At 56.0% G+C, this 13,834-nt stretch carries 7 protein-coding genes; all 7 read right to left on the reverse strand.

All coding sequences use genetic code 11. The features are described from left to right. Positions 1–8 precede the first annotated feature (8 nt). From brxL to ACAW87_RS01495, 7 genes are read right to left on the reverse strand one after another with little or no spacing between them, the layout of a single operon-like run. Positions 9–1,499 carry a BREX system Lon protease-like protein BrxL gene (gene brxL, locus ACAW87_RS01465; protein WP_370721367.1) on the reverse strand — a complete coding sequence of 497 codons (1,491 nt, stop codon included), beginning with the start codon at positions 1,497–1,499 and terminating at the stop codon, positions 9–11. A 21-nt stretch (positions 1,500–1,520) separates the two neighbouring features. Beyond that, positions 1,521–3,818 (reverse strand): hypothetical protein, encoded by a 2,298-nt coding sequence (locus tag ACAW87_RS01470; protein WP_370721368.1) that lies wholly within the window; start codon positions 3,816–3,818, stop codon positions 1,521–1,523. Between the two features lie 10 nt (positions 3,819–3,828). Next, on the reverse strand, positions 3,829–8,151 hold the full coding sequence (locus ACAW87_RS01475; protein ID WP_370721370.1) for a coiled-coil domain-containing protein: 4,323 nt from the start codon (positions 8,149–8,151) through the stop codon (positions 3,829–3,831). Positions 8,152–8,208: 57 nt separating this feature from the next. Continuing rightward, positions 8,209–8,691, reverse strand: coding sequence for a hypothetical protein (locus ACAW87_RS01480; protein ID WP_370721371.1), 483 nt, complete (start codon positions 8,689–8,691; stop codon positions 8,209–8,211). 51 nt (positions 8,692–8,742) lie between these two features. After that, positions 8,743–9,579: a DUF4007 family protein gene (locus ACAW87_RS01485; protein WP_370721372.1), complete on the reverse strand. Its 837-nt coding sequence runs from the start codon at positions 9,577–9,579 to the stop codon at positions 8,743–8,745. Positions 9,580–9,586: 7 nt separating this feature from the next. Further along, positions 9,587–10,417: a phosphoadenosine phosphosulfate reductase domain-containing protein gene (locus ACAW87_RS01490; RefSeq protein ID WP_370721373.1), complete on the reverse strand. Its 831-nt coding sequence runs from the start codon at positions 10,415–10,417 to the stop codon at positions 9,587–9,589. Positions 10,418–10,471: 54 nt separating this feature from the next. Continuing rightward, entirely contained in the window at positions 10,472–13,831 is a 3,360-nt protein-coding gene (locus tag ACAW87_RS01495; RefSeq protein ID WP_370721374.1) for a hypothetical protein, read from the reverse strand. Between the last annotated feature and the right edge of the window lie 3 nt (positions 13,832–13,834).

Consider the following 13,834-nt stretch of genomic DNA (forward strand, 5'->3'; position numbering starts at 1 on the left):
ATGTATTACTAATTTTCTATGGTGACATAACGGCCATACTTGCGGTACTCAGCATCGAGGTTATAGAGTTGATCCCAAACCCCCTGACGTAATTTGATAGCTGGCTGGATGCAGTGCTTATTAAACTCTTCGGGAGACACTTCGCCATGAGGGAACAGCAGTTTCATATAGCCGCTAGCTAATGCCCGCACGCTCTCCTGATTGCGCTGGTACGCTTCTGAGCCTAGATTAATATGACGGGTACAGTAGGCATCGGTAGCTAATTCCTGTCGGAGCTGCAGCATGATGTCGCTAAAGTAGTCGGTTTTGAGGCCGCTCTGTTCTGCAAAGCTGGTAGGCGACAACTTGGGAATCTGCCAACCGGGAATCAAGCCCTTTATTCGGTCGAGGAAAGCGGTTTCTTGTAGGAATAGTGGGAGTTCGCGCACGACTATAGGCTCATTGGTGGGGCGCTGATCGGCACCGAGAGAGATATTTGCCAAGAGTACGAATCCGCAATCGGAAACCATTTCGTGCTTGCCACCACGAGAGATTTTGCCATTGGCCAGATAACCTTTTAGGCCCCCAACAATCTCCGCGGGGTTTTCAAATTTTAGGGTTTGTACTTCGTCCAGAACAACTACGGCGTAGCGGGCAAGAAGTCCGGGCTGGCTGGTCTGATTGTTGACGAATAGCACAGCTGGTGACACGTTGCCACCGCTGATGAGGCGAACAAGGGGCGAAATATTCTCATATATATAGCTCTTACCAGTGCCTTTGGGTGCTAACTCCATCAGGTGCACATTCTTCTGAACTAAAGGTAAGAGGCGGGCTAGTACCAGCAATTGGGCTTCGGGAGTGTAAGCGGCAGGATTATAGCCCATCGTCAACATCAGCAAGGCACGCCACTCGGGCAGCGAGAACTCGCGGCGAGCCTCACGCCAGCGGTCAAGGCTGACGGTGGCTTGCATGGGTTGAAATTCGGTGATGACGATACCTTGATTGTGAATGTATAGCAACGTTGCTACGCCCCACATTCCTTGCTTCAATAAAGATGGGTAGGTATCGAGCAAGTGTTCCGCAATTCGAGCCCGCTCTTCCCCAATCATGGGTAGCTTGGCAATGCGCTCGGCTCTATTTCCGGCAATGATAACATCTACCTGAACTGGTGTCAGGATACGAACCTGCTCACCATTGAGCAAGCGGTTGCGAATAAGGTTACCCTCATCAGGCTTAGGGACAACCCGACTGGCCCAGTCTAGCACTTTGGCGGCATCTTCGGCGGACAGCGGCCCACGACCAGGCGCTTTGGATTCAAGTACCCACTCGGCCACGAAGCTAGGGATGCCCCGGCTTTGAAGCTTGGAGGCAGGAAGTCGACGTTTGTCTATGGCGACACTGCCAAAAACCTGCTCCACTTTTGTTTCGAGAACGGCCATGTCGACTCCATTCACCAACGTTGGATGCATGGGGGCAGACTGCGGAAAAAGGCTATATAGATCGTCGGTAGAGGAAGCCATAAGGAAAACACGAGATAAGTATTATAGGTCGCTTAGCAAGTCGGTTCGCTGAGTTTGAAATTCGTCGGCACTCAACTCATTGGTCAGAGTGAATGTCATTTCTTGTCCATCGGCTAGCTGCACCATAATGGTGAGTTTCGCAGCGTGCAGCTGAAGCCCGGTTGGCCAATCAGCCATAATTGCTTCATGGGTGATTGTTTGGTGTCCCGGTATTAGCATGTCGAGATAACTTTCGCGCAGGGTACCGGTGGCTCCTGCAATATTCAGACAACGAGCACGCACAGGTTGATCGCCTTGATGAACGATGCGGAGTGTAATACGCCCAGTTGAACCAACGCGGGCTCGACCACTTGCCGTACCAACGATTCGTACTGGCATAACATCACGAGCGATGGTAAACCAAGGCACAACTACTTCCTCGGGCCAGATGCCACCATGCGAGAAATTGGCGATACCCCCCGCTTGGCTACCATCAGGGCGTCGAATACGGAAACAGTTCTCCTCACGCACTACACCTACCCAGCCCGTAAGGTTGAACCAAGTAGCAGGGTCGAGCCAAGTAATATCAGGGGATGGAGCGGGCGGGGGACCGGCCTGCTCGCGATAAGCAGCGCGGCCCTCGGCAACGAAGTCTTCGGGTACTTCAATGGTGCGCAATCCTGATCCCATCATCCGGCCATGGTCGGTGGTGAGCTGAATACGTAGGCTAACACTACGAGGAACCTTGTGGGCTAAATCAACTAGGGTTTCGGCCAAGTAACGGAGGGCGGCGCGGGCCTGTCGCAACACAACGGCCGTTTCGCCGATGGTGTGGTAGGCTTTATCAGGCTGCATAGGCCTCCATACTAGCAATTCGCCGCCGCGCAGATGGCTTGCTCGGTCAACAGGGTCCTGATTGTCACGCACATCAGTTTCCATATCGGCATCTACTTGGGCGCGGTGAGGCGCCAGTTGTGGAAACGGTAGGCCGGCGCGCACAGCTATCTTAGTGAACGGCGTAATAGTGGGCAACAGCCCAAAGCAAGGGGTAGCGTGAGTAGCAGACAACTCACCCGCAGACAACTCGTGTACTTGCCGGGCCACTGATTTAGCATCTTCCCAGCCAAGACCATCGGCAATAACCCACACAACTACCTCATGTGGCTGAGGTTGCAGACGTGCCGGCTGCGACCAATATAGCTGCTGATAAGGAATGGTAGCTCCTGTTAGCCGAGTGGGATAGTTGGCCAGCAGCCAATCTCCGAAAGCAAGAGCGTGTGCGCGCACCGTGACAAGAGCTTCGGGACGGTCGGGTTGCTGGGTTTGCCACGCCCGGAAGGGTAAATATTCATCGGTAACCCACCGCAAAACGGCTTCAGGATCAGTGGGCAATGACGTGGGATCCGGCGGAGGCAAAAGGAGCTGCAGGCGGCGGTATTCAGCAGCTGGCAGGTCAGGGCACATAGCACGTAACACATCATCTGAAAGCGTCGCTGGATTGTCGTCTAGGTAGCGTAGTACGGTTTGTAGGGCGATTGGGCGTAGGTCAGGATGGCGTACGTTGCTACGTACCTGGCTCCACCAAGCCGCGAGTGCGAGGCCGGGCTCGGTGCCAGGTAAGCGCCCAGCAACCTGCTGGTGCAGGCTGGCATCCCAGCCTTGACGGGCCTCGACCCGCCACTCAAGGGGTAGCGGTAAAAGGCATTCATCGAGCGTAGCTAATATAAGCGAGTAATCAGTAGTTGGCTCTTCGTCGGGCATGCCGGCCCAAGCACGTAGCAGAGCGGTAGCTCCGGTCACCGAATCAGGCAATTGGGCAGCAGCCCGAATAGCTATTTGCCAGTTACTTAGCCAAGCTTGAAGCAAAGGGAGTTGAACCGGTGGCAAGCTGGGTGTAGCGCGTAGCCACTCCAGCAGCTTCGCAACGGCAGTTGGAAAATGTTCAGGCTCTGGGACCAACTCCCACAAGGTCTGCGCAGCGGGATATAGCGCCGTAAGTAGTTGCGGCAGGCTGAGTACATTAGGCCATTCGATAACCGGCCAACTAGCGTGAATTACCGCTGCCAATTCCTGAGCATCTAGCACGGTCAGCATTGGGAGCACTCGACGAATACGCTCGCCGGGTGAAACCAATTCCCGGCAGGTACCACCCTGAACTTCCCACCACTTCCTAGCCCAGTGTGTGATTATTCTGCCCCGCACTACTACTAGTGGAGGCTGCAAGGGAGAAGCGGATATAGTATAGCGCAGCCAATCTAACTCGGTTTGAATGACCGTGTAACCGGGAGGCAGTAGCGCGTCGCCGTGTTCGTCAAGAAGAAGTGTCGTAGGAGCTTGCACAGAATAGCCTTTAATCGGTAATCGTTTCGAGAAGCTGATGTAAGCGAACCAAACAGGCTTTCTGTTCGGACCGGTTGGCGATGTCGAGGAAGGCTTTTTCGGTCAGGGCAGCTTTATCCTGTGCCATGCGGCGACGCAGTGCTTTTTCCAGCGTGTTACGCTCGATTTTTTCTTCATCAGGCAGGAAAGAAAGGCGGGTTTCTAACTCAGAAAGTAGAACGGCTGCGCTCTCTCCGGCAGTGTTACGAAACACTAGGTCAGCCAACTTAGTACTAGCTGCCTGCCGCTGCTCGGCGAAGCGCCCTTCCAGTTTAGCTTGTTCCTCCTGAATACGCTCAACTTGGGCGAGTGACCAGCCAGTTCTGGCGGCCAGCGTCTCGTAATCACGAACAGCAGTACGTAATGCATCAGCCGTTTTGGGGCGGTTACCTCGCAAATCGTCGAGTTGCTTGACCAAGGTGGAAGCGCGATCAGCCCGAGCTTCGAGTTGCTTAAGCGTGTCGGCTTCCGGAGTACCCTTGAACTGGTCTAGATGACGGGCGAGGTCGCGGGTGAAAGTGTTGATAGTAGCCGTGTCGGTAAGTGCTTCGGCACGGGTGATTGAAGCGAAAAGCCACTGCTCAGCTTCAAGCTGACGGGTAGTCAGCTTTTGTATGACATCCTCTACCTGCTGTCGAGTGGCCTCAGCTTGAGGCTCGACGGTGTTCAGGAAAGCTAGGAGTTCGCGCCACTCGGCCAACGTAGCAGCCCGGCGGGCTTCAGACAGCTTCTCACGGATAGGGCCATCCTGTTCGATGCGCGTGTATTGCACATGCTGCTCCTCCAACATCTGCTCAGCATCCTGAATGCGGCTTTCAAGATCGGGCTCCCCTAGCGGAACAACGGCTGCCCTCAAGGCATCAAGACGTTGGCGGGCCAGATCATAGCCCTTGATAGAACTGATGGTGGCCGTATTTTGGCAAACTTCCGTCAGATTCTGACGCAGCTTAGCGGCTACCCGGTGCCGGTTGGTGGAAAGCGTAGCTTGCGCTGGAGGAATTACACTACCCAATGGCAGACCTACAACAGTGGGATTGCTGAATAACTGATGTAGCTCGATGAGCTTTCGCACGCCGTTAGCGTCGGCGGTGAGTGTATTAAGTGCTGTAGTAGCCTCATTAATTCGTTGCTCGAAGGTCAGAGCCTGCTGGACTTCGTATTCGAGCTGGCGAGCACCTTCTTCGGCTTCCTGGCGGAGCTGAGGCTCAGCATCAGGCTGGGAAGCGTAGTCCCGCAGGTCGGCTACGGCCTTTTCAGCATCGGCCAGGGAAAGTGATTCACGGTAGCGGAGCTTGGCCAATAGTTCCTGCGCTAAGCCTTTACCAGCCGGTAGGTTGAGGCGGGTAGCACGCACGTCGAAGTGGTGCATCAACCCTTCGAGAATGGCTTTGAAATCGTTGGTAGTACCAAGCCAGTCTTTAGGCTCGAGGGGTCGACCAGCGGCAGAAGTCAGTTTAAGCTGGTAGCGGTTGACTCCGTACCAGGCAGCGAATAGTAGACTAAGTGCGTAACTATCGTAGCCGAAGGGAGCATTGAGCAGTTGCAACAGGGAGGGCCGCAGGCGGACGTTTTCGGACCCAGCCGGCACGGCGGCCTCTAGCACCTCCCAAGCGTATTTAACCTGTGTAAGTTGCGGATCCACAACGCGGTCGCTAAGGTCAACTACCCCCCATGCACCAGGAACCCGACGCAACACTTTGTTGTAGAGGTCGCGAGCCCGGCCCAGGTTATTAGCGCGGGTGGCTTCATCCCAATCGAGGAAGCTACCCCGGTAGAGGCGCGTAACGGCTAAGCCTACGGCTTCGCGCAGCTTGTTGGCCCGGGTAGAATCGCCGAGGTAAGGCGCGAAGCGATAATAAGCAGTTTCATAGGCAGCTTGGAGTATGTGTGAGAGGTTAACTATGCGCTTAGCGCTGATACGTTCGGCTACGCCCGCCCGCAAGTGGGCTGGCACCTCCCAGCTAGCTGCAGCAGATAGTTCCTCTTTCAATGCCTGTGCGGCGTTGATCAGATTAGCCTGGAGGCTAGCATATCGCTGTTTGACCGGCTCTTCGCCTAGGTTACGCTTGGTAGACGGCGGCAAGCTGTCGAGAATATGGAGTTCGAGTAATACATTAAACAGCCCTTCGTGCGGCTTTTTGGGTAGCACCAGCACAATTGGAGGAATTTGGCTGCGATCGGAGAAGTTGTCGGCAAGCATCGTATCGAGCGTGCTGGCTGCGTGCTGGCGTAGCCACTGCATTTCGGCATCGTCAGCCGCCAGCGGAAGTAACACATAGCCACGGGCAGCGTCAGTTAGGTGACCGTTGGTTTCGAGCCCTTGGGCTCTGAGCAGACTGAAAAGATTGGGCGTAGTCCACTGGGTGCGGGGTACCAGCAGTACCCGAGCGCCCCACTCAACTCCATTGGTATTATGGAAAGTCAACTCTTCGATCTTAGGCAATGCAGCCCGGTCGAGTCCTTCGCTCAGGGCTATCTCAGAGTTGACAGGGTCGCGGCGCAGCTGGACTACTTGATCAAGCAGAGTTTGGCGAAGCTTGGAGCCATCCTGGCCGATGGGCCAAAATCGGTACGTATTGCTAACAGCATCCTTCTCAATGTAGCCTCCTATTTCGCAGAGGGTATGCAGGGCACGCTCTACATCAGGACGAGTCAGGCCGGTAAGAACAGCTAGGGTACCGATGTAGTCGGTAGTAGTAGTGTCGCCAGGGCGGAAGCCAGCTGATTCGTACAGCAGCATTCCCTGCAGAATGGCATCAGCCCCGTCGATAGCGGCGGGACCGGCTTTGATGCGCGTATTGTCGTAGCGTTTCCAGGCATCTTCTGTAACAAGCTGGCGCTGATAATACTTTACTAACTCGATAGGCCGGACCCAGCAAAGTCGGCCATCGAAGCCTAGTGCCGGGCGGCGGCTGTAGTGCTGCATGATGTCCTTAACGAAGGAAAGCACCGTGCGGGCAGCGGTGCCAGCCCGGAGCGTTGCCGAGCAGAGCAAGGCTGTGGTAAGCGGGTGCAGTGGGTGACAACCGTATGCTATTGTCGTACGGATTTTATCTAGCGTCCATCCAGCTGAATCAGTATAGCGTTGCGGGAAAAAGTTGCGCACGGCATCGACGGAGTCAATTACGTCATTGTCGGCTACGGAATCGTCGGGAGTAAGCTCGTCCCAAATGTTTTTATCCTGCTTAAGGTAGGCATCAAGCACGGCTTCCATAGGTGAGTAGAGCGGGCTGCGGCCTTCGCTGGGCAGGCGGGTTAGCTCTTTCTTGAGGTCTTTGAGCGTGCTGGCACCAGCACCCCGCTCCTGCATGGCCAGCTCGGCTACAAGGTCAGGGTCTTGCTGGGCGAAAGCCAGAAATACCGCTTGGTTGTGCTGGCGCAGGTGGCTGACACCGTCAAGCAGGCTTTGTAGGGGGAGGCTTTCGGTGTGCAGGCCGTACTGTTTGGCATAAGCTTCGACAAAAGCAGCAAACTCATCGAACAGGATGAGTATACCGGCGAAAGGCTTGCCCTCTCCACAAAACTTACTCGCCACCTTTACTAGCAGATCACGCGGCGAAAGGGCAGCATCAAAGTGCGGATATACCCCCCGCACATGGTGCACGACTTGGTGGATGAGCTGGCGGTATCGCCCATCGCGTCGGGCGGGGTCGAGGGTGGCACGCAGAGCACCGAAGTCGAGGTTTTCGGTAGACGCGTGAACGTCGAGGAAAGCAGTGGTATCGTCCTTCTCTTTAGAGCTAAATGTATCAAGCACTCTGAGTGCCTCATCGAACCAGAGGTCCAGTTCGGCATCTTTTGTGGTGGGGTGCTCCTTAAGCGCCACTTCGAGGCCGCGCACTACAGCCGCTGACAGGCTATCAGACTCACCACCCACGAGGCGCAAAATAAGATAGGGCGCTTTCTGATCCTTGAAAGAGCGCAATCGCGACGCTATACCGGGTGCGACGTGGGCCACGCCATTAATGACAGCTTCGACAGGCTCGGAACCTGCAGATTGACCAAAGAAGTTGGCCAGCGCCAAGGCCAAGTGTGATTTGCCGTGGCCGTAAGTAGCTAGCAGCACGCGGCGGTTTTCCTCGCTTTGGAACTCGAAAGCATTGCAAACATCCACCAACACCTGCACAGAGGGCCTCTCATCGCGCCCAATCTTCAGATTAGTCCACTGATAAGCTTTGGCTAATGCCAGATTGTCAGGGTCGTCGGGGTACTGACTAAGGCGAACGTCGTAAACGAAGCGAAACTCCGGATTGGGAACGGTAACTGCACCAATAGTTGTAAAACTTGCAGCCATATAGGTGTGAATTGCAGAAAAGAATAAAGTTAATATAAAGTCAAGCTAGGGCAGCGCCTATAGATGTAGGCCCCGGGGAGGGTCGGCGGTAAGCCAACGGCCTGGGTCGGTGGGACCTACGTCCCGGAAGGAATCGGGCAACACGAGTATCAATGGCGGGCGCTGCCGCAACTCCCAGAGTGAATGCCAAAAGAAGACGCGCTCAGAGGCAGGCAGATGCAGCAGTAGGGCATCAAGGCCCGCCAGCCAAGTGCCGGCCGGGCCAGTGGCGGCATGCACGGCCAGTACATGCTGCCAGAGCAAGGCCCCAATGCGGGGTACACGTTGTGTACCCTGCGCCTCGCAGGTGGCGACTACCGCCCGGCCCAAGTGGCGCGGAGCAAGGCCTAGGCCGTGGGCCGCCCACTGAGGGCCAACCGCATAGGTGCTGGGTGAAGCCCATAGCACAGCTGAACGACGGCTGTTACTGCTACTGGCTAGTGTGGCATATAGGTTGGTCAGGGCCGAAGGCACTTCTACTGGTAATGCAGAGGGGGCCATATCGGGCCAAGAAGCCTCAAGGGATGAAATGGGCGACATAGTAAGACCAGCTTAGCTGTAGAGATGGGTGGCCCAAAGGTTAGCAGCCTGTAAGCCGGGCTGGCGACTTACCTGGTAGGGTAAATGCTTGCGCTGGCGCTTAATGAGGGCTATATCGGGAGCGGCGAGTACGCCTAGCAAGTCGTTGACTTTGTTTTCGCTCAGTAACAGCACATGAGCCAGTTCACCCTGGGTCACCTCCTCCAGTTGCACTTCGGGCCGATCGTTCCACTGACGTTCCCAATAATCGGCCAGCAAGCAGGCATATACCAACGGCGCAACGGCGCGGGGCTGGCGCACGGTGTATTGATTGCGACCAGCATCTTCCAAAATACCGAGCGCACCAAGACCTTCCTCTTTGCTGTAAGTGCTGATAAAGGCTGTTGCTCCTGACTTAACTGTGCGTTCCGACGGCTCCCAATTTGAAGCCTCTTTTGTAAAGCCTATAATCGAACCAGCTATTTCTGCTTGTCCTATCTGCCTCGCCAGTCCTAAACTGCTAGCTACTAGCGCGGCCCAATAATTTGGAGAGTTCAGGGACGGACTTGCTATAAAATAGTGCATTGCCCACTGTGTCGCAACTCTGGAAAGTGTTGCATCATGTTCCAGTACGGCAAGACCAAATGCAGTAGGTTTTTCATTAGCTATTAATCCGCAACGCTCGCAATAGCCAAAGGCAGCAGTAAACTGGTCAGGGCCTAATGTAAGAGCATCTTCTACCTGGCGCCGCCTTTTTCCGTCGGATAATGCACGTAACACGCCTGCTACCGCCGAACGTACTAGCCCAAACCCTCTATGGTAGCTAACCGCTACTTTTTCTTCTCTAATTAGTACTTCTTTCTCTTCCATTTTAAAACTACAAATGGCAAATCAGACAACCCGTTTCGCTGTCGTCGTCTTCTCCCAAAATATCTAGCAAACTTGCTGGTGTTAAGTTTTTTTGACGCTCAAGACGCTGTTGATGGTCAGCCTTTATTTGAGCCATTCTTTCCGGCTGCTCCAATTCGCTCAAGCTTTCCCTTTGGTTCCAAGTATATCGTGTACCTGTTTCTTTGTCAAACCGTTCGAAAGCTTTGGCCTTTTCGAAATATTCGGGGTGTCTTTCCTTTAATCCAACCCACTCGTTGCGTTGCTGATAGAAGCAGAAGTAGCAACCTGAGCGTGAGCGCCATTCATAATATTTGGGTAGGCCTAAGCCACTGCTATCTAAAATTTGCCTTACGTCTTCGTAACCTAAACCGTCATCTTTAAACGGTAAGATGGGAATAATATTCTGTTTGCTAGAAATGTACCCCGAACGGTTTTCATCAGCGCGGATGCCAACGTAAGAATACACCAAGTCGTCGCCAACGAACTCCTCGAATGGCTTGATTTTAAGTAATTCAGTACACCACCGCTGACGGCCAGAGGGGAGGAACCCATTCCGAATATCAAGATGATGCTGAAACTGTCTGTCTGGATTCAGACGGTCAATTTTTTTGCCTAAATATGCCTCAAGCAGAGCCAGATACTCATACGTTTCGGGCAGTTCCTCGCCGGTATCAGCAAAGGCATATTCCATTTCAGGCACCCGGTCGCGCATGTACAAGGCGAGAGCGGTAGAATCCTTGCCGCCGGAGAGGCAAAGGATGTGACGCACCTTTTGGCCTTTGGGGTGGAGCGGGCCGGTATAGTTGGGTAGATTCACGAGGTAACTGTTGAGAATAGAAGACCAATGATACTTCTGAAAATATAAAATTTGCTATTCACTGGCGTCCAGCTCATCGAGCCAGGCCAGCAGAGCCGCCCGTAGTACCGGACGCGAAGGAGCAGGCCCATTAGTTGGGCTTGCCAGCACCTTAAACCGTTTCACCAACTCCTTTACCTCTTTTTTATCGGTAGTGGAAGTTAGCTCAGGCCGGGGTGAACTAGCGGGAACCGGAGCCCAAATTGCTCGCAGGGCTGCCCCGAAAGGAGCCGCGTAACTAGGGAAGTTGTCGAGGTGCAGGTCGCGCCAGCGTTCGGGCGGGCAGTTGGTGACGAGGGCCAGCACCCGGTCAAGGTCGGCATCAGGGTCGGCGTGGTTGGTGAAGCGGCCAACGAAAGGCACTAACAACTGCGGCAAGGTGCGGGCGGGCAGCTCCTGCACCTTCTGATGCAGAGTGAGCCAGCCCTCGGGGCCAATGGGCTGGCCGCAGGCTTGAAGCAGTAAGTCGCGGGCTTTATCGCGGGCAGCAGGAAAGGCCTGTTCCCAAGCTTGCAGGGCCTGATTGAGTAACGTAAAGAAGGTATTGACATGGACTGGGTCAGCTTCGCCTCCGGCCGACCACGCGGGCAGGCCCAGAGCGGCGGGTGTGTCGCGGAAGAGCAGCTGTTCGGGAGCACGGGCGGCCTGGAAGGCGTCACGCAGAGCTAAAGCTGCCTCGGGTAATCGTCGGGTGTACTGGGCAAATTCAGTCAGGTTATTCTGCATCCGCAGCAGGCGGCGTACCACGGGTATTAGTTGAGGCCGAACGCCGGTACGTTCGGCAATGCGCTGCACTACAGCCAGGCGGGCGCCACTCACTCGGCTGTCGGACAGAGCAAACATATCAGGGCGGCGCAGCAGTAGTTCCCAGTCAGCCTCTTTCTCGTCGGCTAAAAACAAGCCTTCGCGGTAGAGGGCAGTATCGTTTTCGTGGACTCGGCGGAACAAGGCCACCAGCACCGGTAGCACACCTTCAGAAACCCCGTAGGGCCTCGCCCGAAGGTGGTCATAAAGGGTGGTGAGGAGCAGTGGTCCTTCAGCCTGAAATACCAGTTCCTCAATGGCTTTCCACAAGGGTACCAGGTTATAGGGGTCGGCGGGGTTAGCCTCGGCAGGGCTACGCCAAGCCCATTCGCCCGTAGCCGTAGGGTAATGTAGGCCAGTGGCTAATAATACAGAGGCGTACATGGCATACTCAGGAGGGAAGCCTTCGAAATTTAATCGGGCCTGCTGGCCCCTGGTCAGCATAGCCTTAACCAGCGCCCCGCGAGCCGCGGCCCCTGCCGAAGACAATTGCCGACGGTTAAGCAGCTCGTTGCGCAGGATAGGAGTGCGCGGGAACGTTGCGTCGGCCAAGTGCGACAGCTGGCGGCTAAAATCTCGGGCATTAGAAAAAGCCAGTGGTTGGCCTTGGCTATACCACGTGGTAGCACTTTCTTTCTCTGCGACCAAGCTGGCATCGCCGCCCATAGCAGGGCCAAAAAGGCGGCTCCATTCGGCACGGAACACGGTTTCGGCCTCGTGACGGCGTAGAGCTAATTCTCGCCGACCAGCCCGGTCGCCCTGAATGGCGGGTACCTCGGTAGCCACTACGCGCGCAGCTGCCAGATCAATGGCCGCATCGCGCAGGGCTTCAGTTTCAAGGGCTACGGCTACGAGTAAGTTAGGTTGACTTAGGCGCTGAGCGTCCTGCTCAGCTGAGTCTTGGGCGGGGAGATTGGGTGCCAAGCAGAGCAGGACGGCTAATTCATCGCGGCGGTCGACAGCACGAGGCACGACATCTTCGGGGCGTAGCACTTCCACCGCCACTGGGCGTAATGTGCCGGTGCGGAATGAGTGCCTTCGGGCCACGAGGCGCGGCAGCGGAAACAAGTCGGGGTCGTGCGTAGCGGCCAGCAACACGTCGCCAGTGAGGGCGGCGCGTGCCTTAGCTAGCTCGCCTTCCACGTCTACGTCGCCAGCTTCCCAGAGACGGAAGCTGTTGCGGGCACGGCTGAAGACCACGAGTGAGCGGTTTTCCAGCTCCTGCCAGCCGACTTGAGCCTCAGGACCAAGGGCGGCCATGAGGACCGCATGAGAAGCCGGGAGACGCTGCTCACGCAGCCAACTGAGCAAAGCGATGCACTTGAGGACGCGCATGGCAGCAGGGCTTAGGGCCGGCTCGCGGTCAAGGGCCTGGGCTACTAACTCTACAGCCTCGAACCAGGGACGGGCATTGGGACCGGTGTATTGGGCAAGTAGTACATCGTGGCTATAGTCGAAAAGACAGTCAAGGGGAAAGAAAGCCGGGTTAGCTTGGTCAAAAAGCTGTTCGTGTAGGAAGCGGCCGAGAGCCCCGTTTTCCTGACCTTCGAGGAAGCTGAACACGCTGCGGTGGCTTTGGCCAGCCCGTCGAAATAAGGCGGGTACGGCCAGTAGCACAACCGGATGCAGCGGATAGGCACTGCGAGCCAGTTGCTCGAAGCGTGGTGCCAGTCCGCTGGGCAGCAAGTGATTTTGCGGGTCGAGCAGCGGGGCGAGTACAGCCGTGAGGTTGCCATTCAGTTTGAGCTTGGAGTCGTGGCGCAGGGCGCGGCCGATGAGGTCCATGCGTTCCACGTCGGTTGGAAACATGGGGAGCTGGCGGAAGCGCTGGGCTACTTTGGTCCACTCAGCCTGCTGGGCACGGCCCAAGCGGAAAGCGTAGGCATCGACGTTTTGGTGCAACACCGTAACCACCCACAGCGGGGTATTCTGCGGAGCGCGAGCAGCAGCTTCAGCTAACTCCTGTAGCACAAAAATGTCGCCAGCCTGGGGGTGTGCAGCGGCGTATTCAAGGAATTTACCGGCCTCATCCACCAGCAACAGCAGGCCAGTATGAAGACCCACGGTGGCCACGGCCTGAGCAGCGGCCAGGTACGCATTAGCGATGGCACGGGGGCTGGGGTCAACTTCGGCCGTGAACAATTCCTGTGGCAATTTAGGCGCACCGGGAGCAGCTTCAAGGGCGTGATGCAGGGCGGCCAGCAGGGCTGGTCCGAGGGCGGTACGGGAGCCGACTATCGGTACGGGCAGCAGCTGGGGAACGGCGGGAAGGCTATCGGGAAGCTTCACGGCCTGCCTAAATTCGGACTCTGATACCAGCCGGGCTAAGAAGGAGGCAAAAGCGCTTTTGCCTACGCCATAAGGGCCAATGATGGTCAGAGCGCGGTCAGCGGGCGTGGCCTGGGCGCGCAACACCCCCTGCAAGGCCTCCATAGCCGAGGGCGTAAGGTAGTAGTTGTCAGGGGTGGTGGCGTGGGTAGCCAGATCGCGCTCAAGGTGAACTGAACGGCCGAAACGGGGCCGCACGGAAACAATATCGGCCAGGGTGAGTGGGGCAGTTGCGGTGAGCATGGA

The sequence above is a fragment of the Fibrella aquatica genome (assembly GCF_041321135.1).
Taxonomy (GTDB): Bacteria; Bacteroidota; Bacteroidia; order Cytophagales; family Spirosomataceae; genus Fibrella; species Fibrella aquatica.